This window comes from Bradyrhizobium sp. AZCC 1577, assembly GCF_036924575.1.
GTDB lineage: Bacteria > Pseudomonadota > Alphaproteobacteria > Rhizobiales > Xanthobacteraceae > Bradyrhizobium.
Window position 1 is genome coordinate 2,527,431 of record NZ_JAZHRQ010000001.1, and the last position, 23,405, is coordinate 2,550,835.

Annotated in this window: 20 protein-coding genes and 1 pseudogene; 17 read left to right on the plus strand and 4 right to left on the minus strand. The window is 63.6% G+C overall.

Annotated elements, in window-relative coordinates; all coding sequences use genetic code 11:
- Positions 1 to 49: 49 nt before the first annotated feature.
- The 4 genes from V1278_RS11855 to V1278_RS11870 all read left to right on the plus strand — a co-directional run bounded on the left by V1278_RS11855 (position 50) and on the right by V1278_RS11870 (position 3,625).
- Positions 50 to 499: a VOC family protein gene (locus V1278_RS11855; protein WP_334380823.1), complete on the plus strand. Its 450-nt coding sequence runs from the start codon at positions 50 to 52 to the stop codon at positions 497 to 499.
- A gap of 60 nt (positions 500 to 559) precedes the next feature.
- The gene (locus tag V1278_RS11860) at positions 560 to 1,135 is read left to right on the plus strand and encodes a GNAT family N-acetyltransferase (protein ID WP_334380824.1); all 576 of its coding nucleotides are present in this window, start codon (positions 560 to 562) and stop codon (positions 1,133 to 1,135) included.
- A gap of 60 nt (positions 1,136 to 1,195) precedes the next feature.
- Entirely contained in the window at positions 1,196 to 1,987 is a 792-nt protein-coding gene (locus V1278_RS11865; RefSeq protein WP_334380826.1) for a ribonuclease HII, read from the plus strand.
- A 132-nt stretch (positions 1,988 to 2,119) separates the two neighbouring features.
- Positions 2,120 to 3,625 (plus strand): glycosyltransferase family 39 protein, encoded by a 1,506-nt coding sequence (locus V1278_RS11870; RefSeq protein WP_334380827.1) that lies wholly within the window; start codon positions 2,120 to 2,122, stop codon positions 3,623 to 3,625.
- Between the two features lie 28 nt (positions 3,626 to 3,653).
- On the opposite strand, the gene V1278_RS11875 is transcribed toward V1278_RS11870, so the two are convergent.
- A complete protein-coding gene (locus V1278_RS11875) occupies positions 3,654 to 4,478 on the minus strand; it encodes a uracil-DNA glycosylase (protein WP_334384157.1) in 825 nt (274 codons plus the stop codon).
- A 133-nt stretch (positions 4,479 to 4,611) separates the two neighbouring features.
- On the opposite strand from V1278_RS11875, the gene V1278_RS11880 reads away from it, so the two are divergent.
- The 3 genes from V1278_RS11880 (at position 4,612) to V1278_RS11890 (ending at position 9,229) form a co-directional block, all read left to right on the plus strand.
- A complete protein-coding gene (locus V1278_RS11880; RefSeq protein ID WP_334380828.1) occupies positions 4,612 to 6,270 on the plus strand; it encodes an electron transfer flavoprotein-ubiquinone oxidoreductase in 1,659 nt (552 codons plus the stop codon).
- 265 nt (positions 6,271 to 6,535) lie between these two features.
- Positions 6,536 to 8,317, plus strand: coding sequence for a tetratricopeptide repeat protein (locus V1278_RS11885; protein WP_334364437.1), 1,782 nt, complete (start codon positions 6,536 to 6,538; stop codon positions 8,315 to 8,317).
- A 27-nt stretch (positions 8,318 to 8,344) separates the two neighbouring features.
- On the plus strand, positions 8,345 to 9,229 hold the full coding sequence (locus tag V1278_RS11890) for a 4-(cytidine 5'-diphospho)-2-C-methyl-D-erythritol kinase (RefSeq protein ID WP_334380829.1): 885 nt from the start codon (positions 8,345 to 8,347) through the stop codon (positions 9,227 to 9,229).
- Here the strand turns inward: V1278_RS11890 and V1278_RS11895 are convergent.
- The gene (locus V1278_RS11895; protein WP_334380830.1) at positions 9,226 to 9,855 is read right to left on the minus strand and encodes a LysE family translocator; all 630 of its coding nucleotides are present in this window, start codon (positions 9,853 to 9,855) and stop codon (positions 9,226 to 9,228) included. The genes V1278_RS11890 and V1278_RS11895 overlap by 4 nt on opposite strands.
- A gap of 149 nt (positions 9,856 to 10,004) precedes the next feature.
- Positions 10,005 to 11,015: a polyprenyl synthetase family protein gene (locus V1278_RS11900; protein ID WP_334364434.1), complete on the minus strand. Its 1,011-nt coding sequence runs from the start codon at positions 11,013 to 11,015 to the stop codon at positions 10,005 to 10,007.
- Between the two features lie 132 nt (positions 11,016 to 11,147).
- On the opposite strand from V1278_RS11900, the gene V1278_RS11905 reads away from it, so the two are divergent.
- From V1278_RS11905 to V1278_RS11935, 7 genes and pseudogenes are all read left to right on the plus strand, one after another.
- The gene (locus tag V1278_RS11905) at positions 11,148 to 11,375 is read left to right on the plus strand and encodes a putative signal transducing protein (RefSeq protein ID WP_028346935.1); all 228 of its coding nucleotides are present in this window, start codon (positions 11,148 to 11,150) and stop codon (positions 11,373 to 11,375) included.
- Positions 11,368 to 12,129, plus strand: a complete 762-nt coding sequence (locus V1278_RS11910) for a tRNA1(Val) (adenine(37)-N6)-methyltransferase (RefSeq protein WP_334380831.1) — start codon at positions 11,368 to 11,370, stop codon at positions 12,127 to 12,129. Before V1278_RS11905 ends, V1278_RS11910 begins: the two co-directional genes overlap by 8 nt.
- A 248-nt stretch (positions 12,130 to 12,377) precedes the next feature.
- Positions 12,378 to 13,284 (plus strand): annotated as a pseudogene (locus tag V1278_RS11915) (S49 family peptidase).
- 110 nt (positions 13,285 to 13,394) lie between these two features.
- Positions 13,395 to 13,586, plus strand: a complete 192-nt coding sequence (locus V1278_RS11920; protein ID WP_028346932.1) for a hypothetical protein — start codon at positions 13,395 to 13,397, stop codon at positions 13,584 to 13,586.
- Between the two features lie 217 nt (positions 13,587 to 13,803).
- On the plus strand, positions 13,804 to 14,739 hold the full coding sequence (locus tag V1278_RS11925; RefSeq protein WP_334380832.1) for a glycine--tRNA ligase subunit alpha: 936 nt from the start codon (positions 13,804 to 13,806) through the stop codon (positions 14,737 to 14,739).
- The gene (glyS, locus tag V1278_RS11930; protein ID WP_334380833.1) at positions 14,739 to 16,838 is read left to right on the plus strand and encodes a glycine--tRNA ligase subunit beta; all 2,100 of its coding nucleotides are present in this window, start codon (positions 14,739 to 14,741) and stop codon (positions 16,836 to 16,838) included. Before V1278_RS11925 ends, glyS begins: the two co-directional genes overlap by 1 nt.
- Positions 16,839 to 16,841: 3 nt before the next feature.
- Positions 16,842 to 17,444 carry a class I SAM-dependent methyltransferase gene (locus tag V1278_RS11935; RefSeq protein ID WP_334380834.1) on the plus strand — a complete coding sequence of 201 codons (603 nt, stop codon included), beginning with the start codon at positions 16,842 to 16,844 and terminating at the stop codon, positions 17,442 to 17,444.
- A 261-nt stretch (positions 17,445 to 17,705) separates the two neighbouring features.
- Here V1278_RS11935 and V1278_RS11940 read toward each other — a convergent pair whose 3' ends face one another.
- Complete coding sequence (locus tag V1278_RS11940; protein WP_334364428.1) at positions 17,706 to 18,065, minus strand: DUF1236 domain-containing protein; 360 nt, start codon at positions 18,063 to 18,065, stop codon at positions 17,706 to 17,708.
- A 239-nt stretch (positions 18,066 to 18,304) separates the two neighbouring features.
- On the opposite strand from V1278_RS11940, the gene V1278_RS11945 reads away from it, so the two are divergent.
- The 3 genes from V1278_RS11945 to V1278_RS11955 all read left to right on the plus strand — a co-directional run bounded on the left by V1278_RS11945 (position 18,305) and on the right by V1278_RS11955 (position 23,253).
- Entirely contained in the window at positions 18,305 to 18,460 is a 156-nt protein-coding gene (locus tag V1278_RS11945; protein ID WP_082637306.1) for a DUF3096 domain-containing protein, read from the plus strand.
- A 92-nt stretch (positions 18,461 to 18,552) separates the two neighbouring features.
- Complete coding sequence (gene ppdK / locus V1278_RS11950; RefSeq protein WP_334380835.1) at positions 18,553 to 21,423, plus strand: pyruvate, phosphate dikinase; 2,871 nt, start codon at positions 18,553 to 18,555, stop codon at positions 21,421 to 21,423.
- Positions 21,424 to 21,825: 402 nt separating this feature from the next.
- On the plus strand, positions 21,826 to 23,253 hold the full coding sequence (locus tag V1278_RS11955; protein WP_334364426.1) for a cell wall hydrolase: 1,428 nt from the start codon (positions 21,826 to 21,828) through the stop codon (positions 23,251 to 23,253).
- Positions 23,254 to 23,405: the final 152 nt, after the last annotated feature.

Genomic DNA, 23,405 nt, shown 5'->3' on the forward strand with positions numbered 1-23,405 from the left:
GCGGACACGTCGCCGCTTCCGCTTCTCGCAATGACGGATGGAGATTTGCATGAGCACTGGCAGGCCAGTCCCCCGGTTCACGGTCATCACGCTCGGCGTCAACGATATCCGCGCCAGCATCGCCTTTTATGAAGCGCTCGGTTTTGCAAGAAAAATGCACGCAACCGGTGAGGCCGTCGCTTTCTTCGACACCGGCGGCACGGTGATTGCGCTCTACCCGTGGGATCAACTCGCCGGCGACGCCAAGCTGCCGGATCAGCCGCGGCCGAAGACGTTTCGCGGCACGACGCTCGCCTGGAATTGCAGTTCTACCGAGGAGGTGGATGCTGCACTCGATTTCGCCATCTCCTGCGGCGCGTCGCTGTTGAAGCCGGCGCACAAGACCGATTACGGCGGTTATTCCGGCTATTTCGGCGATCCCGACAACCACATTTGGGAAGTCGTGGTGGCGCCCGGTATCGAGGTCGGCGAGGACCGGCGGGTGCACCTGCCGGATTAAACGCGCGACGTTGCGGCAGCGCCACTTCTCCCGGCCGGTGAATTGCCGTATTGCGGTTTGATGAACCAGCAGCCCGCGCCAGCGTCGGAAGAGCAGCCGCTCGTCATTCTGACAACGCCGCGCCTGATTCTGCGCGCTGCGGCTGAAAGGGACATACCGGTCCTGCAGGATCTGATTCTTGGCGATAGCGATGTAATGCGCTTTGCATTCGCCGGAGCGCCGCTGGCAAGGGAGGCTGCCGAGGATTTCATTCGGCGATTCTTCACCTTCGGTGGCAGCCCCACGGGGATGGCGGTTTTGGCCGAAAAGCCTGCGGGTGAAATCATCGGCTTTGCCGGCTTGTCCCCATGCGATGCGTTGGGAACTAACGATTTTGAGATCGGGTTTGTGCTTGCGCGCCGGGTATGGGGCCGGGGGATCGCGACCGAAATTGGGAAGGCGCAGCTCGCTTTCGGGTTCGACCAACTCAAATGCGAAAGATTGCTCGGACTGGTCGACCCGAGAAATGTGCCGTCAATTCACGCGCTTGAGAAGCTCGGAATGCGTTACCGGCAGACGATTGCGGAGCCCAAGCGCGGCAGCCGGGGCGTTTATGTGATCGAGGCCGGGGAATGGCGACGAGGTCACGCTGAATAACGGGAATTGTGCCGGGTTCCCGGTTGCGCGCCGCCGCGCGCTGGCGCACGAATCTCGACCATGATTCGGGACAAGTCTGCCAAGAAATCTGACGGGAAATCGGCCAAGAAAGCCGGCAAGGAAGAGGCCGAGCTGCTCAAGGGCGTGATCACGCTTGCCCCGCCGAGCTTTCGCCGCGAGCGGGCGCTGATCAAGCGCGGCGTCTGGCCGGTTGCCGGCTGCGACGAGGCCGGGCGCGGCCCGCTGGCGGGTCCGGTGGTGGCGGCCGCGGTCATCCTCGATCCCAAGCGAATCCCCAAAGGCATCGACGATTCCAAGCGGCTGACGCCCGAACGTCGCGAGGAACTGTTCGAGGAGATCTGCGCCACCTCGTCGTTTGCGGTCGCCTTTGCCTCGCCCGCCCGGATCGACCGCGACAATATCTTGCGCGCTTCGCTCTGGGCGCTGGCGCGTTCCGTGCGCGCGCTGCCCGAAATGCCGAAGCATGTATTCGTCGACGGCCGCGACAAGATCGATGCGCCCTGCGACTGCGACGCCGTGATCGGCGGCGACGGCATCGTCATGTCGATCGCCGCAGCCTCGATCATCGCCAAGGTGACGCGCGACCGCCTGATGAGCGCATTGGCGCTGGATTGTCCGGGCTACGGCTTTGAAAATCACAAGGGCTACGCCGTGCCGGAACATCGCGAGGCGCTGGACCGATTAGGCCCGAGCATCCACCACCGCAGATTTTTCGCGCCGGTGATTGCCGCGCGGCTGAAACATGACCCGGAGAGCATCGAGCGCGACCTGTTCACGGTGGATATCACGGCGGAGACGGAAATCGAGTCTGAGATTTCGGCGGCGATTTGACTCGGCCGTGATTTTTTCCTGACGCAAAACCGGTAACCCGTTCGCCTGAAACGCTGCAGTTGCCTCGGCGGCTCGTGCGCTCTATCAAAAGTGCCGGGGACAGGGCTGCCCGGCCCGGCATTCGGACGTTTCATGCGCTTCACCTCGCTCGTTGTCGAACTGATCCGCGCCCGGCCGCGGCTGGTGGTCTGGCTCGTGGTGTTGGTCCAGGCCGCAATTTGGCTGATCCTGCCGATGCTGCTGTACCGCAGCCCGCCCGGTGATCTTGCGACCGCGCTGGCCTTCGGCCGGGAATACCAGGTCGGAACCTGGCTCGGTCCGCCGTTGGCGTTCTGGCTCGCCGATATCGCGTTTCGTGCCGCCGGCAACCATATGTTCGGCGTCTATCTGTTGGCGCAGGTCTGCGCCGTCGTCACTTTCTGGATCTACTATCAACTGGGCCGCGCGATTATCGGCGGGCAGCAGGCGGTGCTCGCGGTGCTGCTGTCGATGACGGTGGTGGCCTTCTCTTCGCCCGGCGTCGAGTTCGGCCCGCTGGTGCTGGCGCGCCCGTTATGGGCGCTGCTTTTGCTGCATTCCTGGCAATTGATCGGCCAGAACCGGCGCAACGCCTGGTTCGCCTGGTCGATCGAGGCGGGGCTTTTGCTGCTGACGACGCCGGCTGCGCTCGGATTGCTGCTGCTGCTCGCCGGATTTGCCGTTGCCACCGCGCGGGGGCGGCGCGTGCTGATGTCGCTCGATCCGCTCTATGCGCTGCTCGTGATCGCCGTCCTGGTCTTGCCCTATCTGATTTGGTTGCTCCGCGCCGATGCGCTCGCGATGCCGCCGTGGCCCGCGATCTACGATCTGGGCGGGCGCGTCCTGCAATGGGGCTGGCTACTCGTTGGCCTCGTGCTCGCAATGTCCGCCATCGTGCTGCTGGCGATCCTCAACTCCGGCCGGTTCGCCCGCCATGCCGGGGAGGCGCCGATTATCTACCGGCCGCCGGTCGATCCGCTGGCGCGCGACTTCGTCTATTTCTTTGCGCTTGCGCCGGCGCTGCTCGGAAGCCTGATCGCGGGCATCTTCAACCTCGATCATGTCGTCGGCGGGGAGGGCGTCGCCTTGTTGATGTCGGGGCTCGCCGTAATCGTGGCGAGCGGCGATCTGATCCATCTGCGGCGCCAGCGCCTGTTGCGGACGGCATGGGCGGCGGCGGTCGTCGCGCCTGCCTTGGTGACGATCGCGGCCACGCTGTTTTTGCCGTGGACCGCGAACGAAGTGTCGACCTCGCTGCCGGCAAAGGCGATCGCGCATTTCTTCGGCGACAGCTTTGAGCGCCGGACCAACCAGCGCCTGCGTGCGGTCGCTGGCGATCCGCAATTGGCAAGCTTCATCGCCATGAACAGCGGACGTCCGCATCTGTTGCTCGATGCCACGCCGGAGCGAACCCCATGGCTGTCGGTCGCGAAATTCAACGAGACCGGCGGTGTCGTGGTCTGGCGCGCTTCCGATACCTCGGGCGCGCCGCCGCCCGATATCGCGCAACGCTTTCCCGGCCTGGTGCCGGAAGTGCCGCGCGCCTTCGAATGGATGGTGAACGGCCGCCAGCCATTGCTGCGGATCGGCTGGGCGATCGTCCGGCCGAAGGCGCAGTAGAGGCGCTGCACCGCGTCCGGGACACGAGCTAATTCGCTTGCTCCAGCGCCGTTGCGATCGCGCGCAGGTCCTGCCAGGACATCCGCTTGTAGGACGGCGAGCGCAACAAATAGGCCGGGTGGAACGTCGCCATGGCGCGGATCGTGCGGGTGCCGGTGTCGTAGTCGAACCACCTGCCGCGGGTCTTCATGATGCCATCGCGGGTCGACAGCAGCGTTTGCGTCGAGGGGTTGCCGAGCGTCACCAGTATGTCGGGGTTCACGAGTTCGATCTGCCGCTGGATGAAGGGCAGGCAGATTTGCGTCTCCTGCGGCGTTGGCGTTCGGTTGCCGGGCGGCCGCCAGGGAATCACGTTGGCGATGTAGGCCTTGCTGCGGTCCAGTCCGATTGCCGCGATCATCCGGTCCAGCAACTTGCCGGAACGGCCGACGAAGGGCAGGCCCTCGATGTCCTCGTCGCGTCCAGGTGCTTCGCCGACGAACATGACGCGCGCCTGCGGGTTGCCGTCGGCAAACACCAGCCGCGTTGCGGTGTTTCGGAGCGCGCAGCCGTCGAAAGTTTCCAGGAGCGCACGCAGCGCTTCCAGCGTCGGCGCCGTTCGCGCCGCCTCGCGCGCAAGCGCGATGGCGGCTTCAGGCGCGGGCGCTATTTCGCTGCGCGGAACCGCCGGCATCGCGGCGGGCATTTCCCTGACGGGGCGGGGTGGCGCAGTCTCGCGGACAGCGATGGGGGCAGCAGGGGGGTCGGGCTCGGTCAGCCGATCGACTGGTTCCTCCATCAACGCGCAATCGACCCCGGCCTCCAGATAAAAAGCCAGCAATTGCCTGACATTAGGCGCGGGTTCTGAGATCAAATCCATGATGCCAATCTAGTATGGATCGCGCCGGCGTGAAACGCCTCGCATTGCATTTCCATGGTTGTCCTCCCCGCAAAAATCGGAAACAACGAGCCTTTAGAGCCGTTCTCAATTGGGCTGAGATCAGATCATGAGTGCAGAAGAGCTTTCTCCCCGCGAATCCATGGAATTCGACGTCGTGATCGTCGGCGCCGGGCCGTCTGGCCTCGCTGCGGCGATCCGGCTGAAGCAGCTCAATGCCGATCTCAGCATCGTCGTGGTGGAGAAGGGTTCCGAGGTCGGCGCGCACATCCTGTCGGGCGCGGTGATCGATCCGGTGTCGCTCGACAAGCTGATTCCCGATTGGCGTGAGGACGCCGATTGCCCGCTGAAGACGGAGGTCAAGGACGACCGCTTCTACTGGACCACCGCGACCAGCGCGATCCGGCTGCCGAACTTCGCAATGCCGCCGCTGATGAACAATCATCACTGCTATATCGGCTCGCTCGGCAATGTCTGCCGCTGGCTGGCGCCAAAGGCCGAGGCGCTCGGCGTCGAAATCTATCCCGGCTTTGCCGCGGCCGAGGTGCTGTATGACGATAACGGCGCGGTGCGCGGCATCGCGACCGGCGACATGGGCATCGCCAGGGACGGCAGCCACAAGGATTCATATACCCGCGGCATGGAACTGCTAGGCAAATACACGCTGTTCGCCGAAGGCGCGCGCGGCAGCCTGAGCAAGGAACTGATCGCGAAATTCTCGCTCGACGCGAAAAGCGAGCCGCCGAAATTCGGCATTGGGCTGAAGGAAGTCTGGGAGATCGATCCCGCCAAGCACCAGAAGGGCCTGATCCAGCATTCGTTCGGCTGGCCGCTGAACAACAAGACCGGCGGCGGCTCGTTCCTCTACCATTACGACGACAACAAGGTGGCGGTCGGTTTCGTCGTGCATCTCAATTACGACGATCCGTATCTCTCGCCATTCGACGAATTCCAGCGCTTTAAGACGCATCCCGCCATCCGAACCGTGTTCGAAGGCGGCAAGCGTATCTCCTACGGCGCGCGCGCCATCACCGAAGGCGGCTATCAGTCGGTGCCGCGTTTAAGTTTCCCGGGCGGCGCGCTGATCGGCTGCGCGGCAGGCTTTGTCAACGTGCCGCGCATCAAGGGCGTGCACAACGCGATGGGCAGCGGCATGCTCGCGGCCGAACATGTTGCGGCGGCGCTCGGCGCCGGCCGCGCCAATGACGAACTGGTGGAATACGAAAACGCCTGGCGCGATTCCGCCGTAGGTCGAGACCTGCACCGGGTCCGCAACGTCAAGCCGCTATGGTCGAAATTCGGCACCATCATCGGCGTGGCGCTCGGCGGCTTCGACATGTGGTGCAACACGCTGGGCTTCTCGCTGTTCGGAACCCAGTCGCACGCCAAGTCCGACCGCAAGACGCTGGATCCGGCCAAGGCGCATGTGCCGATCGCCTACCCCAAGCCGGATGGCAAGCTCACCTTCGACAAGTTGTCCTCGGTGTTCCTCTCCAACACCAACCATGAGGAGGACCAGCCGGTTCATCTCAAGGTCGCCGACATGAACCTGCAGAAGGCATCCGAGCACGATGTCTATGCCGGTCCGTCGAACCGCTATTGCCCGGCCGGCGTCTATGAATGGGTCGAGGAGGCTTCAGGTCCGCGCTTCCAGATCAACGCCCAGAACTGCGTCCATTGCAAAACCTGCGACGTGAAGGACCCCAACGGCAATATCACCTGGGTTCCGCCGGAAGGCGGCGGTGGGCCGAATTACCAGGGCATGTAGAGAGGCCGTATAGACCACGATTGCGTGAGTTGGAGGAGGGTGATACCGCCTCCGGCCACGATACCGCCACAGTAAAAGCGTTTCCGGGTTAGGCTGGCTAAATCGGAGCCCTAAGGGCCTATCTGCCAATCGATTCGCCAACCCGTATCCTTGCGGTTGAAGGCCAAAAGCGGCATTGTCGCAGGCTGAGATGCCGCCGCTTGGGTTTGCATTCGAGACCGATCGTAACGATCCCGCCATACATCCTGGAGCTAGGCGAACTGTGATGCTTTCCACTCGTATGAATCGTTGGACCATCGCCGCAATTACTGTTGCCAGCCTGGCCGCGCCTGGCGTGGCCTGGGCCCAGACGCCCGAACATACGGCCGACAACGCCGCGCAATTCCCCACCAAATCCGATCTGAAGTCGCTGACGACGGCAGGCAGCTATCTCGCCGCGCGCCATGCCAGCGTCGAGCGCGATGCGGCCTCGGCTGCGGCATTCTATCGCTCCGCGCTGCGCACCGATCCGAAGAACAACGAACTCCTGGATCGCGCCTTCATCTCTTCGCTCGCCGATGGCGACATCGATGAAGCGGTCAAGCTCGCCGATCGCATCCTGACGATGGACAAGGCGAACCGCGTCGCGCGGCTGGTGGTCGGCGTCCGCGACCTCAAGCAGAAGAAATATGCGGCCGCGCAGCTCAACATCAACCAGTCGATCCGCGGACCGATCACCGACCTGGTGGCGACGCTGTTGTCGGGATGGGCGAGCTACGGCGCGGGCGATGCCAAGACCGCGGTTGCCAATATCGACAAGCTGACTGGACCTGAATGGTATCCGATCTTCAAGGATCTCCACACCGGCATGATCCTGGAGATCTCGGGCAAGGACAAGGACGCCGGCACGCGGTTCGAGCGCGCCTACAAACTCGACGATTCAATGCTGCGCGTGTCCGACGCCTATGCGCGCTGGCTGTCTCGCAACAAGGATGGCGCGGCGGCGGCCGGCATTTACGAAGCGTTCGACAAGAAGTTGCCGCGGCATCCGCTGGTGCAGGAAGGCCTGCGCGAGACCCGGGCCGGCAAGAAGATGTCGGCGCTGGTCGATTCGGCGCAGGCCGGCGCGGCCGAGGCGCTGTACGGAATCGGCGCCACGCTGACACGCCGCGGCGGCGAGGATCTGGCGCTGGTCTATCTGCAGCTCGCGCTCTATCTGCAGCCCAATCATCCGCTGGCGCTGTTGTCGCTCGCCGATCTCTACGAGTCCGTGAAGAAGCCGCAGATGGCGATCAAGGTCTACGAGCGCATGCCGGCCAGTTCGCCGCTCAAGCGCAATGCGCAGATCCAGCTCGCCACCAATCTCGACGCCGCCGACCGCAGCGAAGAGGCGATCAAGATCCTGAAGGGCGTCACCGCGGACGCGCCGAAGGACATCGAAGCCATCATGGCGCTCGGCAACATCGAGCGCGGCCGCAAGAAGTTCAGCGATTGCGCCAATACCTATACGCTGGCGATCGACGCGATGCCCGGGGTGACGGACAAGAACACCTGGGTCACTTATTACTATCGCGGCATTTGCGAGGAACGTTCCAAGCAGTGGAGCAAGGCCGAGGCCGACATGCGCAAGGCGCTGGAGCTGCAGCCCGAGCAACCGCATGTCCTGAACTATCTCGGCTATTCCTGGATCGACCAGGGCATCAACCTCGACGAAGGCATGAAGATGATCCGGCGCGCCGTCGACCAGCGCCCCGATGACGGCTACATCGTGGATTCGCTGGGCTGGGCGTTTTACCGGATCGGCAATTTTGAAGACGCGGTAAAGCATCTCGAGCGTGCGATCGACCTCAAGCCGGAGGATCCGACCATCAATGACCATCTCGGCGACGCCTATTGGCGCGTCGGGCGGACGCTGGAAGCCAAATTCCAGTGGGCCCATGCCCGCGACCTCAAGCCCGAGGCGGAGGAATTGCCGAAGATCGAAGCCAAGATTGCCAACGGCCTGCCCGAAGACACTTCCTCCGCGGCTTCCGCCGACAAGAAGAAAGAAGACGGCAGGGGTGGCTGAGGCAAGGACTTTGGGGGCTGTTTGGCAATGCCGCTGTTGAACGACAAGGCGCGCGCCAAGGTCAACCTGACCTTGCGGGTGAATGGCCGCCGTGCCGACGGCTACCATGATCTCGAAAGCGTGGTGGCGTTCGCCGACTGCGCCGACCGGCTGACGCTGACGCCGGGTGCGGATCTGGATTTGAAGATGTCGGGACCGCTGGCGCAAGCCTGCGGCGAGACCTCGGACAATCTGGTGCTCAAGGCCGCGCGCCTCTTGGCCGAGCGCGTACCGGATATGAAAGCCGGCAGCTTTACGCTCGACAAGGTCTTGCCGGTCGCGGCCGGAATCGGCGGCGGTTCGGCCGATGCCGCGGCGGCGCTGCGGTTGCTTGCACAGTTGAACGGGCTCGCGCTCGACGATCCCCGTATCGTCGAGGTCGCGCAACTGACCGGCGCCGACGTGCCGGTCTGCGTTAACTCACGCGGCTGCGTCATGACCGGCGTCGGCGAAACGCTGCAGCCGCTCAGTCTGCCGAAAATGCCGTGCGTGATGGTCAACCCCGGCGTTGCCGTCGCGACCCGCGACGTTTTCAATGCGCTGGGCCTCCGCAGCGGCGAATTGCTTGTCGGTGTCACCGACGTGCTGCTGCGGGACCGCTGGCCGGACGAGAAGGCATCGCTGGAAGATTGGGTCGAAGCGCTCGCCGCCAGCTCCAACGATCTGGAAGCGCCCGCCATGCGTGTCCAGCCCGTGATCGGCGAGGTCATCGCAGCGCTCAACGCGACCAACGGCGCCTGGCTGGCGCGGATGTCCGGCTCCGGCGCCACCTGCTTTGCGATCTACGAGAACACCGTCGAAGCCGGACGCGCGGCAGAGCAGATCCGGCGCGATCACCCCGGATGGTGGGTGTATGCGGGAACGCTGAGTTAGCTCGCAGGCCGCCGCGCCAGCGCCAGCGAAACACCGAGGCCCGCGATGAACAGCCCCGAGCCCTGTCGCAATCGTTGAAGCAAGTTCGGCCTGCGCGTGAGACCACTGCGCGCCGTCGCGGCCATCATTACCACGATGATATCGACAAGCGTGTTCAGCGCGACCGAGATCAGGCCCAGCGCCATGAACTGGAGCGCCGGATAGCTGCCGGCCGGGTCGAGGAATTGCGGAATGAAGGCCAGGAAGAACGCCGCGGTCTTCGGGTTCAAGGCTTCGACCAGCACGCCTTCCCGAAACGCCCGCTCTGTACCGACCGCGACGGCTTGTTGCGGCAGCAGATCGCGCGCTTCGCGAAACGTCTTGATGCCGAGCCACACGAGATAGATTGCGCCGGCGAATTTGAGCGCGGTGAACAGCTCAGCGCTGGCCAGGATGAGCGCCGAGACCCCAAGCCCGCCCGCGACCACATGCACCAAGCCGCCGAGCGCAGTCCCGAACGTCGAAGCGATACCGGCGCTCTTGCCGCCCGACAGCGTCCGTGCGGCGACGTAAAAGATTCCTGGACCGGGGACGGCGGCGATGACGAGCGCGGCCAAGAGGAACAACGTGAAATTGGTGCAGTTCAATGCGATCTCTCTCGTAGGATGGGCAGAGCGCTGTCATCACCCGCGAAGGCGAAGGCGGGTGATCCAGTATTCCAGAGACATCAGTGATTGAATCGATAGGCCGCGGCGTACTGGATACCCCGCCTTCGCGGGGTATGACGGAAGCGGAATCAATGTGACCTCGCCAGGCAAAACGCCACGACCTGTTCGAGTGCGGTTTTCATCGGCGAGGCCGGGAATAGCGCGAGCGCGTCGACGGCCATTGCGCCGTAGTGCTGGGCGCGGCTGATCGTATCCTCCAGCGCGCGGTGCTTGGTCATCAGGCCGATGGCGTGATCGAGGTCGCTGTCGCCGATCTCGCCACGCTCCAATGCCTTGATCCAGAATTTCCGCTCGCTGTCATTGCCGCGGCGGAACGCCAGCACCACCGGCAGCGTGATCTTGCCTTCGCGGAAATCGTCGCCGATGTTCTTGCCGAGTTTCGCGGCCTTGCCGCCATAGTCCAGCACGTCGTCGACGAGCTGGAATGCGATGCCGAGATTCATGCCGACCGAGCGGCATGCGGTCTGCTCGGCCTTCGGGCGGTTGGCGATCACGGGTCCGACTTCGCAGGCGGCGGCGAACAATTCGGCGGTCTTGCCCCTGATCACGGCGAGGTATTCGTCCTCGGTGGTCGCGGTGTTCTTGGCCGCCGCAAGCTGCATCACTTCGCCTTCGGCGATGGTGGCCGCAGCCGAGGAGAGAATGTCGAGCGCACGCAGCGAGCCGACCTCGACCATCATGCGAAAGGCCTGGCCGAGCAGGAAGTCGCCGACCAGCACGCTGGCCTCATTGCCCCACAGCATCCGCGCCGACAGCTTGCCGCGGCGCAGTTCGCTCTCGTCGACTACGTCGTCGTGCAGCAGGGTTGCCGTGTGCATGAACTCGACCGCGGCGGCGAGCTTGATATGGCCGTCCCCGGAATAGTTGGAGAGCTGGGCCATCGCCAGCGTCAGCATCGGGCGCAGACGTTTGCCGCCGGATGAGATCAGGTGGTTGGCGACCTCCGGAATCATGGTGACTTCCGATCCCGTGCGCGACAGGATCGTGGCGTTGACCCGCTCCATGTCGGCGGCGACCAGCCCGACCAGCGCATCTATCGAAGCGTTCGACGGGCTTTCGAAGGGTACAATAACCGCCACACGGGTCTCCAATTTTGGCCAATTCGCACTATCCTTATTCTACAATAGAAAGTGCCGGCAATCGCGGCAAGGGCACGTAGCAGTTGACAGACCTGGTGCCGCGTCGCATCGGGGCGAAAAGGAGAACACCACTTGCGGGAATTGGTCAGGACCAACGATATCGTGCTGGTTTCTGCGATCGGCGCGCTGCTCGACGGCGCCAATATCCATCATCTGGTGCTGGACCAGAACATGAGCGTCATCGAGGGATCGATCGGCATCCTGCCACGCCGCATCCTGGTTCATGAGGACGACAATCGCGCAGCCCGCCAGTTGCTGGCCGAGGCGGGTCTGGCTCACGAATTGCGCCCCGATGACTGACCTCGAACTCACCGAGGATGCGTTTCTCGGCGGGCAATTGCGTTTGAAGCAACTGAAATCGGGACATCGCGCCGGTCACGATGCAGTGCTGCTGGCGGCAGCGACGGCAGCCCGTCCGGGTGACCGCGTGGCCGATCTCGGCGCCGGCGTCGGCGTCGCGGGGCTTTCGGTCGCCAGGCGCGTGGCCGGCATCGATCTGGTTCTGGTCGAGATCGATGCTGTGCTGGCGGGCCTTGCGCGCGCCAATGCGGAGGCGAATGCGATTCGAGCCGACGTGATCGTGCTTGACGTGGAGGCCGATGCCACGGCCTTTGCCGCTGCCGGACTCCTTCCTGACAGGGTCGATGCGGTGCTGATGAATCCGCCCTTCAACGACCCGGCGCGGCATCGCGTCTCGCCGGACACGGCACGCGGGACCGCGCATATGGCGACCGCAACGACGCTCTCGAAATGGATTCACGCGGCGCGGCGCATTCTCAAATCGAAGGGAGCGCTGACGCTGATCTGGCGTGCCGATGGAATCGCCGAAGTGCTCTCGGCGCTCGATCACGGTTTCGGGAGCCTGCAGGTGCTGCCGGTTCACGGTGACGCACGGGGGCCTGCCAATCGCATCCTGGTTCGCGCCATCAAGGGTGGGCGGGCGCCGACGCAAATCCATCCCGCCCTGATGCTCAATGACGAGCAAGGTCAGCCCCATAAAAGGGGCCAGGAGATTCTGGCCGGGAAGGGAACCTTGCCGCTGGCGAACCTGTAAAGTCGGCCCGCAACTCCCAATTACTCGCTATTGCGGAAGCGTCTCGGACTGTTGTTTGGGCGCCGACGTAAAGTGAATCGCGGTCAGAAGGCTGCCGATGAGCATTATCAGCAGGTAGATTTTCATGTCAGTCTCCGCTGCGCCATTGCAGTCTCTCGTCTGCGATGCAAAAGGCATCCTGCCAAAAGGCGTTCCGGCCTTTCCAATGACATTGGCGTGATAAAAAATGGTTAATTCGAGGTAACGGCATGAGTGAACAATTAAGTGATCGCACGGGATTGCCGGGCCTCATTGACAGGATGAAACGATTCATTCCGGCAAAATTCCGGCGCGACGTCCCGGTCGTTCCGGTGGTTCGCCTGTCGGGCGTCATCGGTGCGGTGACGCCATTGCGGCCGGGCCTGACGCTGGCCGGCATCGCCAACAACGCTCGAACGCGCTTTCGCCACCCGACACGCCAAGGCGGTGGCGCTGGTGATCAATTCGCCCGGCGGCTCGCCGGTGCAATCGCGGCAAATCTATTTGCGGATCAGGCAGCTTGCTGCGGAAAAGAAACTGCCGGTGCTGGTGTTCGTCGAGGACGTCGCCGCATCCGGCGGCTACATGATCGCCTGCGCGGGCGACGAGATATTCTGCGATCCGTCCTCGATCCTGGGCTCGATCGGCGTGGTCGGCGGCAGTTTCGGCTTTCAGGACTTGATCAAGAGGATTGGTGTCGAGCGGCGGCTTTACACGGCAGGCGAGCACAAGGCGATGCTGGACCCCTTCTTGCCCGAAGACCCGGATGACGTCGCCCGCCTGAAGACGCTTCAGCGCGAGATCCACGCCATCTTCATCGCGCTGGTCAAAGGCAGCCGCGGTGCGCGCCTCAAGGGGGCCGACGACGTCCTGTTCACCGGCGAATACTGGGCGGGCGAGAGATCGGTGTCGCTCGGCCTTGCGGACAAGATCGGCGATCTCCGCTCGACGCTGCGCGAGCGCTATGGTGACAAAGTGCTGACGCCCCTTATCGCGCCGGCAAGCGGAATGCTGGCCGGGCTGTTGGGCCGGAGATCACCGGGCGCGGGTTCGCTGGCCGACGGTATCGGGGGATTGCCGGATGACCTGATTTCGGCGCTGGAGACCCGGGCAATTTGGGCCAAATTCGGGTTCTAGGCCGGGGGTACCCGCGCCATTTAGTCCCAAAAGCGTAATTGCGATGCAGGCCGGCTTCGGCGAGAATGCGAGCCATTGGGGGCTGACACGTGAACGACAAGGATCGACCGATGCCGCCGCTGATCGCATTCGCGGGTGCCCTGGGAGGGCTCGCCGTGGTCCGCTGGGCCTACAAGACCGCCGTCCGCATCAACAGGGAACTCGAAGAGGCACGGCTGGCGCGCGTCGCCGAGGCCACACAGACGGCCGACATCCCAACGCTGCGCCGCGACCCCGTCACCGGCGCTTACCGGCCGGGCTAGCCTCCGTCCTGAGGGGCGGGCGACAGCCCGCGTCTCGAAGGATGGCCCACACGTTCGGGGCCTCATGGCTCGCTCGGCGATGCTGGCATCGTCCTGAGACGCGCGGCCCGCCGCGCTCACCATGAGGAATACAAGGCTCCATCGCCTTGATTCCCTGCCCCTACGCCGATACGGTCCCGCGCACTTTAAAACCCCCTTCGCGAGACCGATTCTGCCGATGGACGCTTTGCCTGCCCATATGCGCCCGGAACGTTCGTTCCAGGGCTTCATCCTTGCTCTCCAGCGGTTCTGGGCGGAGCAGGGCTGCGTGATCCTGCAGCCCTACGACATGGAAATGGGCGCAGGCACCTTCCATCCGGCGACGACGCTGCGCGCGTTGGGGCCGAAGCGCTGGAATGCGGCCTATGTGCAGCCCTCGCGCCGGCCGAAGGACGGACGCTACGGCGAGAACCCCAACCGGCTGCAGCACTATTATCAGTTTCAGGTGATCATGAAGCCGTCGCCGCCGAACCTTCAGGATCTGTACCTGAAGTCGCTGGCCGCGATCGGCATCGATTCGAGCCTGCACGACATCCGCTTCGTCGAGGACGATTGGGAAAGCCCGACGCTTGGCGCATGGGGGCTGGGCTGGGAGTGCTGGTGCGACGGCATGGAAGTCAGCCAGTTCACTTACTTCCAGCAGGTCGCGGGCGTCGAATGCGCACCCGTTTCCGGCGAGCTCACCTACGGACTCGAGCGTCTTGCGATGTATGTGCAGGGCGTCGACCGCGTCTACGATCTCAACTTCAATGGCCGCGACGGCGCCGACAAGGTCACCTATGGTGACGTCTTCCTGCAGGCCGAGCAGGAATATTCCCGGCACAATTTCGAGCACACCGATACGGCGATGCTGTTCGAGCAGTTCAAGATGGCCGAAGACGCTTGCAAGAAATATCTCGCGGCCGGGTGGAAGGAGGGCGGTAATCAGAAAGAACATCTGATGGCGCTGCCGGCCTATGACCAGTGCATCAAGGCGAGCCATGTCTTCAACCTGCTCGATGCGCGCGGCGTGATCTCGGTGACGGAGCGGCAGAGCTACATCATGCGCGTGCGCGAATTGGCAAAGGCCTGCGGCGAGGCCTGGGTTCACACCGAAGCGGGCAGGGCGGTCTGATGCCTGATCTTCTGCTGGAATTGTTTTCCGAGGAAATCCCCGCGCGCATGCAGGCGAAGGCGGCGGACGATCTGCGCCGCATGGTGACCGACAAGCTCGTCGCGGAGGGCCTGGTCTATGAAGGCGCGAAAGCGTTCGCGACGCCGCGGCGGCTGGCGCTGACCGTGCACGGCATTCCCCAGCGGCAGTCCGACCTCAAGGAAGAGCGCCGCGGCCCGCGCGTCGGCGGCCCCGATGCCGCGATCCAGGGATTCTTGAAGGCGACCGGTCTGGCCAGGATCGAAGACGCCAAGATCCAGACCGACCCGAAGAAGGGCGACTTCTACATCGCCCTGATCGAAAAGCCGGGCCGCGCCACCATCGATGTGCTCGCCGAGATTCTGCCGGTCATCATCCGAACCTTCCCGTGGCCGAAGTCGATGCGCTGGGGCGCTCGTTCGACCAAATCGGGTTCGCTCTCCTGGGTGCGGCCGCTGCACTCGATCATCGCGACCTTCGGTCCGGAGACCGAAGAACCCGATGTGGTAAAGTTTTCCGTCGACGGCATCGAGGCCGGGCAGACCACGTTCGGCCACCGCTTCATGGCGCCGTCGGCGATTCCGGTGCGGCGCTTCGCGGATTACGAAGCCAAGCTGAAGGCCGCGAAGGTCGTACTCGATCCGCAGGCGCGCAAGGACATCATCCTCGCCGACGCCAAGCAATTGGCGTTCGCGCAAGGCTTTGAGCTGGTCGAGGACCAGGGGCTCTTGGACGAGGTCGCCGGCCTCGTCGAATGGCCGGTCGCGCTGATGGGCTCCTTCGATGAGGAATTCCTGCCGATCCCGGGCGAAGTGATCCGCGCCACCATCCGCAACAACCAGAAATGCTTTGTGGTGCGCGACCCCAAGACCGGGAAGCTCGCCAACAAATTTATTCTGACTGCCAACATTGAAGCGACCGACGGCGGCAAGGTGATCGTCGCCGGCAACGAGCGCGTGATCCGCGCGCGGTTGAGCGATGCAAAATTCTTCTACGAGACCGACCTGAAGACGAAGCTGGAGAGCCGGCTGCCAAAATTCGAGCAGATCGTGTTTCACGAGAAGCTTGGCACGCAGGCGGAGCGGATCAAACGGATCGAACGGCTGGCGGCCGAGATCGCGCCGCTGGTCGGCGCCGACGTCGCGAAGGCCAAGCGCGCGGCGCATCTGGCAAAAGCCGATCTGTTGACCGAAGTCGTCGGCGAATTCCCCGAGCTGCAGGGCCTGATGGGGAAGTACTATGCGCAGGCGCAAGGCGAAGACGCCTCCGTCGCCGCCGCGAGCGAGGACCATTACAAGCCGCAAGGCCCCACTGATCGCGTGCCGAGCGATCCGGTAAGCGCGGCGGTCGCACTGGCCGACAAGCTCGATACTCTGGCGGGTTTCTGGGCGATCGACGAGAAGCCGACCGGCAGCAAGGACCCCTATGCATTGCGGCGCGCAGCGCTGGGTGCCATCAGGCTGATCGTTGAGAATACACTCCGGCTGCCGATCTTGAACGTGGCGAAGTCAGCATTGGCTGGCTTGCCGGAAAAGGGCGACGCCGAGAAGCTTCCGGGCGACCTGCTTGTCTTCTTCGCCGACCGCCTGAAGGTCCAGCTCCGCGACCAGGGCGCGCAGCACGATCTCGTTGACGCCGTGTTTTCGCTCGGCGGACAGGATGATTTGCTGCTGGTGGTCCGCCGCGTCGAGGCGCTCGGCAAGTTCCTCGACACCGACGACGGCAAGAACCTGCTTGCAGGGACCAAGCGTGCGAGTAACATCCTCTCGATCGAGGAGAAGCGGGACAAACGCACGTTCGATGGTGCGCCGGATGCCGGGCTCTACGCGCTTGCCGAAGAAAAGGCGCTCGCCAAGGCGATTGATCAGGTCAAGAGCGAGGCCGGAGCCGCAGTCCAGAAGGAAGATTTCGCCGCCGCGATGAGCGCAATGGCGAAGCTGCGGCCTGCCGTCGATGCGTTCTTCGACAAGGTCAAGGTCAATGCCGATGAACCTGATGTGCGCGAGAACCGACTAAAACTCCTGAACGAAATCCGCGCGGCGACCCGCGCGGTTGCGGATTTTTCCAAGATCGAAGGCTAGACCATGGATCCTCAGACGCTCGCCGCTTATGACCAGGATGCGGCGGCGTGCGCGAAGGACTGGCTCGGTCAGCCGGCGCCCGTCGACCTGCAGGAAGTCGTCGAACGCTTTTTCGTGCGCGGCGGCAACTCGGCCGATATCGGCTGCGGCTGCGGCCGCGAGGTCGCCTGGCTTCACACCCACGGCTTTTCGGCGATGGGCTTCGACGCCTCGGAGGGCCTGCTCAATGAAGCGCGCCGGCGCTATCCGTCGTGCAAGTTCGCGCATGCCGAATTGCCCGAGCTGCGCGGTATCGGCACGTTCGATAACGTGCTGTGCGAAACCGTGATCATGCATCTCGACCGCAAGGAGATTGCGGCATCGGTCCGCCGCCTGCTCGATATCGTCAAGCCCAGCGGCATTCTCTATCTGAGCTGGCGCGTCACCGAGGGCGCCGATCAGCGCGACGCGCAGGGACGGCTTTACGCCGCGTTCGATCCGGCGGTCGTGCAGGCGGAGCTGACGACCGCGACCGTATTGCTCGACGAAGAGATCGTCAGCGCCTCATCGGGAAAGAAGATTCACCGGCTGGTGGTGAAGAAGCCTGGATTGGAAATCAGGGAATAGCTGACCGATGCCCGTGCCCCGGATGCTGCGCAGCACGAAGTGATGCGCTGCTAAGCCGGGGCCCATCTCGCCTCAATCATACATAGGTCCCGGCTCTGCGGTGCATCGCTCCGCGCTGCACCGCGTCCGGGACACGGCAGTGAACGAGCGCACAAAGAAGACCCCGCCCGGAGGGGACGCCGGGCGGGGCTTCTTGTCCGGTCGTATCTCGCGCACATCCGCTTGCGCGGCGCCCGGACCAATCGTTCAGGCTACTGAAGGTCAATCGACCACCTGAACGATGCGGCGCGAACGCGGTTCGACCAATATCGTCTGGCCGTTCACCACGGTGTAGCGATAGGGCGTCACCCCGAACGATTGCGGCACGTCGTAGTAGGTCACGCCGGTTTCCGGTAGCACGGCGCCAACCGTCACACGCTCGGAAATAGTGTAATTCGGCACGCGTTCACGCACGATGTATTCGCGGAAGGCCGGACGCACGTCGGGCGCGATGCCTTCTACATGTTCACCGATGACGACCGCGCTGCCGCCACCTGTGCCGATCGTGGATTGCGCCTGAGCCGCGATCGGGACGGCCATCGCGCCGGCGATCGCCGCAATGGCAAATAGTCTGTTCCGCATGGTCAACTCCTTCGCGAGAAGAGGTGCCGGCTTTCGCCAGCACACACAATGCGGGCCAATTCATCGCGTGCAGCATTGTTCCGGGAAAAGCGCGGCCTCATCCGCGACATTTCTGGGGAATTGTTGCGGAGGCTGGAACCCATTGAAGCGGTTAAGCGTCTTGCTATTCCCGAACCGCGCCAGCGGTTAAGTTGCCGCCCTCGATTCGATTTCCCGCCCCCGATCATCTGGAGATTTCAATGACCATCACCGCCACGCATGTTCCCGCGATCGTTGCTCTGCTCGCCGGGATATTCATCCTGATCATGCCGCGGCTGCTCAACTACATCGTCGCGATCTACTTGATCTTCGTCGGCCTGGTGGGTCTTGGCGTGCTCAAGATGTTCAAGTTCTAGCACTGAAAAGCGGGGTTTCGCGGCTTGCGCGGAACCCCTCAAAATGGTGTAAGGCGCGCAATCTTCTTCCCTTTTTCGGATAGTTGGAATCCATGGCCAAAGCCGTCGCGAAGTCCAAGAAGGCTGCAGTGAAATCTGTAGCGAAATCAAAGCCATCCGCCCGGCCGAAGGCCGCGCCGCAGGCCTCGGCCCGCAAGGCGCTGAAGAAGGCCCCGGCCAAGCCGGTCGCCAAGGCCGCGGCCAAGAAGGCTGCCGTCCGCAAGCCTGCCGCCGAGGCGGTAAAATCCGGCAAGTGGGTCTATACCTTCGGGGACGGCAAGGCAGAGGGCAAAGCGGGCCTGCGCGACTTGCTCGGCGGCAAGGGCGCCAACCTTGCCGAGATGGCCAATTTGGGCCTGCCGGTGCCTCCGGGCTTCACCATTCCTACCTCGGTCTGCACCTATTTCTACGCGCATGACAAAACCTATCCGCCCGCGCTGAAGGCGCAGGTCGAGAAGGCGCTTGAGTATGTCGGCAAGCTGACCGGCAAGGCATTCGGCGACTCGAAAAATCCGCTGCTGGTGTCGGTTCGTTCCGGCGGCCGCGCGTCGATGCCGGGCATGATGGACACCGTGCTCAATCTCGGCCTCAACGACAAAACGGTCGAAGCGCTCGCCGAACTCTCCGGCGATCGCCGCTTTGCCTATGACAGCTATCGCCGCTTCATCACGATGTATTCGGACGTGGTGCTCGGCTTCGAGCATCATCACTTCGAGGACATTCTCGACACCTTCAAGGACAGCCAGGGCTACACGCTCGACACTGATCTGACCGGCGATGACTGGGTCGAGCTGGTCGGCAAGTACAAGGAAGCGGTGGCGCGCGAGACCGGCAGGGATTTCCCGCAGGATCCGCACGAGCAATTGTGGGGCGCGATCGGCGCGGTGTTCTCATCCTGGATGAATGCGCGTGCGGTGACCTACCGCCGCCTGCACGACATTCCGGAATCCTGGGGCACCGCGGTCAACGTGCAGGCCATGGTGTTCGGCAACATGGGCGAAACGTCCGCGACCGGCGTCGCGTTCACGCGCAATCCTTCGACCGGCGAGAGCAAGCTGTACGGCGAATTCCTGATCAACGCGCAGGGTGAGGACGTGGTGGCGGGCATCCGCACGCCGCAGGACATCACCGAGGAAGCGCGCCAGGAATCCGGTTCCGACAAGCCGTCGATGGAAAGCGCGATGCCGGAGGCCTTCAAGGAACTGACGCGGTTCTACACGCTGCTCGAAAAGCACTATCGCGACATGCAGGACATGGAGTTCACGGTCGAGCAGGGCAAGTTGTGGATGCTGCAGACCCGCGGTGGCAAGCGCACCGCGAAGGCAGCGCTGCGCATCGCGGTCGAGCTCGCCAATGAAGGCCTGATCTCGAAGAAGGACGCGGTGATGCGGATCGATCCGGCTTCGCTGGATCAATTGCTGCATCCCACCATCGATCCCCAGGCCAAGCGCGACGTGATCGCGACCGGCCTGCCGGCCTCGCCCGGCGCCGCATCCGGCGAGATCGTGTTTTCGTCCGATGAAGCCGCGAAACTTCAGGCCGACGGCCGCAACGTCATTCTGGTGCGCGTCGAAACCAGTCCGGAAGACATTCACGGCATGCACGCCGCCGAAGGTATTTTGACCACCCGCGGCGGCATGACTTCGCACGCCGCGGTGGTGGCGCGCGGCATGGGCAAGCCCTGCGTTTCCGGCTGCGGTGCCATTCGCGTCGACTATGGCCGCGGCACCATGAGCGTCGGCTCGCGCACCTTCAAGACCGGCGACGTCATCACCATCGACGGCTCGCTCGGCCAGGTGCTGGCCGGCAAGATGCCGATGATCGAGCCGAAACTGTCGGGCGAGTTCGGCACGCTGATGGGCTGGGCCGATCAGGTTCGCAAGCTCGGAGTTCGCGTCAACGCCGACACGCCGGAAGATGCGCGCACCGCGATAAAATTCGGCGGCGAGGGCATCGGGCTGTGCCGCACCGAGCACATGTTCTTCGAGGAAACCCGCATCCGCACCGTGCGCGAGATGATCCTTTCCGAGGACGAACAGTCGCGCCGCGCGGCGCTGTCAAAACTGTTGCCGATGCAGCGCGCCGATTTTGTCGAGTTGTTCGAGATCATGAAGGGCCTGCCCGTCACGATCCGCCTGCTCGATCCGCCGCTGCATGAATTCCTGCCGCACACCCAGGCCGAGATCGAGGAAGTCGCGCGCGCGATGAACACCGATCCGCGCAAGCTCGCCGATCGCGCCCGTGATCTCGCCGAGTTCAACCCGATGCTGGGCTTCCGCGGCTGCCGTCTTGCGATCGCCTATCCTGAGATCGCCGAAATGCAGGCGCGCGCGATCTTCGAAGCGGCGGTAGAAGCCGAGAAGCGCACCGGCGAGGCCGTCGGCCTCGAGGTGATGGTGCCGCTGATCGCGACCAAGGCCGAGTTCGACCTGGTCAAGGCGCGGATCGACGCCACCGCGCAGGCGGTGATGAAGGAGACCGGCAAGAAGCTCGCTTATCAAGTTGGTACGATGATCGAGCTGCCGCGTGCGTGCCTGCTGGCCGGCGATGTCGCCCAGACCGCGGAGTTCTTCTCGTTCGGCACCAACGACCTGACCCAGACTACCTACGGCATCAGCCGCGACGACGCCGCGAGTTTCCTCGGCACCTATGTCAGCAAGGGAATTCTCGAGATCGATCCGTTCATCTCGGTCGATCGCGATGGCGTGGGCGAGCTGGTGAAGATCGGCGTCACCCGTGGTCGCAAGACACGGCCCAATTTGAAGGTCGGCATTTGCGGTGAGCATGGCGGTGATCCCGCCTCGGTGGCGTTCTGCCACGAGATCGGGCTCGACTACGTTTCGTGCTCGCCCTACCGCGTGCCGATCGCGCGCCTCGCCGCCGCGCAGGCCGCGCTCGGCAAGAAGATTGAGAGCCAGGCGTAGGGCTTCTTCGATACGATGACGAACACGACGTGATGCCCGGGCTTTGTCCCGGGCATTTGCGTCTTGCTGCCTAGGTGAGGGTCGTCGCAATTCATCGACAGCAATGACGAACTCAAACGCTTCAGCGCGACACAGTGAATTGGAACCCGCGCCATTGCGAGGTGAGTGAGCCGCGCAAGAATCTCTTCATCATCTTCGTTGACGGGATGTTTACCACTTTCATCGAGCGGCCATTTACCAACGCTTCTCATGCGATCCGGAAAAATTGCGCGATGTCTTGCGGGTAGCACGCACGCCACGCCGATTAACTCCCCGGCAACCTAAATTCGATACCAACGAAAAAGGTCGAATTGCACGGATGTACTGACGTTCGACCCGTGTAAGCGTTGCGTGAGCGTATCGATGTTTGTGTTGCGTAACCAGCCGAAGGGCGCGCGGTTCGCGTCCTTCGGTCTCGGTCTCTGCGTCTTCGCTTTGATGCCGACCGAGATCGGATATCAGGATATCGCCTCGCTGCTGGCGCGCCAGCCGGGCGTCGCCGAGCGCTGGCAGAAGCGCGTGTTCTCCTCCGCCGGCATCCAGGTCGCGACGTTCTCCTTCGGCCGCCCGATCGGAACCTCGTCGCCGCAGACCGCGACTTACCGTCTCGCAAGCCTCGACACTCAGGGCATCGACATCACGGGTTCGGTGACGCGCAATCCGCTGGTCGCTCCATCGCCGCGCTATCACGCCGCCGATTTCCCCAAGGTCGACCGCACATTGAAGGGCGACCGCCTTATCATCGCGCCGCCGTCGCCGGCAGTGGAGACCACTGGCCCTGCCGATCGAGCGCCGGCGATCGAGGATCCGGCGACATCAAATGCATCGGTCAAGGGCGCCAAGACTGCCGAGACGCCGCCGCCCGTCGAGCGTGCACCGCTCGATCCCGAGCTGCAGGCCGCGCTGAACGCGCCGCCACTGGATATGTCGCTGTCGCTCGAGAGCAAGCCGCAGGACGATCTCAAGGTCGCGCCGCAAGCGGCTACGCCACCGCGCGATGGTTTCTCCTTCAAGACCTCGAGCCTGTTCTTTGGCTCCTCGCTCGGCTCGCCCGAAAGCATCGAACGCTGGCAGCCCGGCGAAGAGCCTGTCATTGTCATGCCACCAGCGCATCCGGACTCCGACATGAAGGTGATGGCCTCGCTGCCGGTCGATGCCGATGGTCCGGTGCGAGCCGGCGAGATGGGCGAAAGCGTCGCGCCGAAGGGCGAGGTCAACGCCGACAACCAGCGCGCCAAGACGCCGGCCGAACGTCTCGGCCTGTTTGACGAGAAGTCGCGCGCCAAGTCGGAAAAGTGCCTGGCTGAAGCGATCTACTTCGAGGCCCGCGGCGAAGCGGTGCGAGGCCAGATCGCGGTGGCGCAGGTGGTTTTGAACCGCGCCTTCTCCGGCAAATATCCCGAAACCGTGTGCGGCGTGGTCTACCAGAACAAGCATCGCCATCTGGCGTGCCAGTTCACCTTCGCCTGCGATAACAACAAGGATGTCATTCGCGAGCCCGACATGTGGGAGCGGGCGAAGAAGATCGCGAAGGCGATGCTCGATGGCCAGCTCTGGCTGCCGGAAGTCGACAAGTCGACGCACTACCACGCCTATTGGGTGCGGCCGTCCTGGGTCAATGAAATGAAGAAGATGCACAAGTTCGGCGTGCACACCTTCTACCGGCCACGCGCCTGGGGCAATGGCAGCGACGCGCCGAGCTGGGGCACGCCTGCCGAGACCGCGGCGATCTCCGCCAAGCTCGCGGAAGCCGCGCAAAGCTCGGCCGAGCAGGCGAGCGCGAAGCGGTAACAAATGTCGTCCCTGCGAACGCAGGATGACGGAATAGAGGCGAGACCCCTCAACTTGTCGCCCCTGCAAACGCAGGGGCCCATACGCCGCGGCGGGCGGAATGGGCACTCGGAGCGACGGCTGCGCTTCAACAATGTAGGCTGGTGGTTATG

Coding starts and splice junctions, on each gene's coding strand:
- V1278_RS11910 (WP_334380831.1), top strand. CDS start 11,368: ATGACTGACCTCGAACTCACCGAGGATGCGTTTCTCGGCGGGCAATTG.
- V1278_RS11940 (WP_334364428.1), bottom strand. CDS start 18,065: ATGCGGAACAGACTATTTGCCATTGCGGCGATCGCCGGCGCGATGGCC.
- glyS (WP_334380833.1), top strand. CDS start 14,739: ATGCCTGATCTTCTGCTGGAATTGTTTTCCGAGGAAATCCCCGCGCGC.
- V1278_RS11860 (WP_334380824.1), top strand. CDS start 560: ATGAACCAGCAGCCCGCGCCAGCGTCGGAAGAGCAGCCGCTCGTCATT.
- V1278_RS11855 (WP_334380823.1), top strand. CDS start 50: ATGAGCACTGGCAGGCCAGTCCCCCGGTTCACGGTCATCACGCTCGGC.
- V1278_RS11880 (WP_334380828.1), top strand. CDS start 4,612: ATGAGTGCAGAAGAGCTTTCTCCCCGCGAATCCATGGAATTCGACGTC.
- V1278_RS11865 (WP_334380826.1), top strand. CDS start 1,196: ATGATTCGGGACAAGTCTGCCAAGAAATCTGACGGGAAATCGGCCAAG.
- V1278_RS11945 (WP_082637306.1), top strand. CDS start 18,305: ATGACCATCACCGCCACGCATGTTCCCGCGATCGTTGCTCTGCTCGCC.
- ppdK (WP_334380835.1), top strand. CDS start 18,553: ATGGCCAAAGCCGTCGCGAAGTCCAAGAAGGCTGCAGTGAAATCTGTA.
- V1278_RS11885 (WP_334364437.1), top strand. CDS start 6,536: ATGCTTTCCACTCGTATGAATCGTTGGACCATCGCCGCAATTACTGTT.
- V1278_RS11935 (WP_334380834.1), top strand. CDS start 16,842: ATGGATCCTCAGACGCTCGCCGCTTATGACCAGGATGCGGCGGCGTGC.
- V1278_RS11870 (WP_334380827.1), top strand. CDS start 2,120: ATGCGCTTCACCTCGCTCGTTGTCGAACTGATCCGCGCCCGGCCGCGG.
- V1278_RS11925 (WP_334380832.1), top strand. CDS start 13,804: ATGGACGCTTTGCCTGCCCATATGCGCCCGGAACGTTCGTTCCAGGGC.
- V1278_RS11920 (WP_028346932.1), top strand. CDS start 13,395: ATGCCGCCGCTGATCGCATTCGCGGGTGCCCTGGGAGGGCTCGCCGTG.
- V1278_RS11955 (WP_334364426.1), top strand. CDS start 21,826: ATGTTTGTGTTGCGTAACCAGCCGAAGGGCGCGCGGTTCGCGTCCTTC.
- V1278_RS11890 (WP_334380829.1), top strand. CDS start 8,345: ATGCCGCTGTTGAACGACAAGGCGCGCGCCAAGGTCAACCTGACCTTG.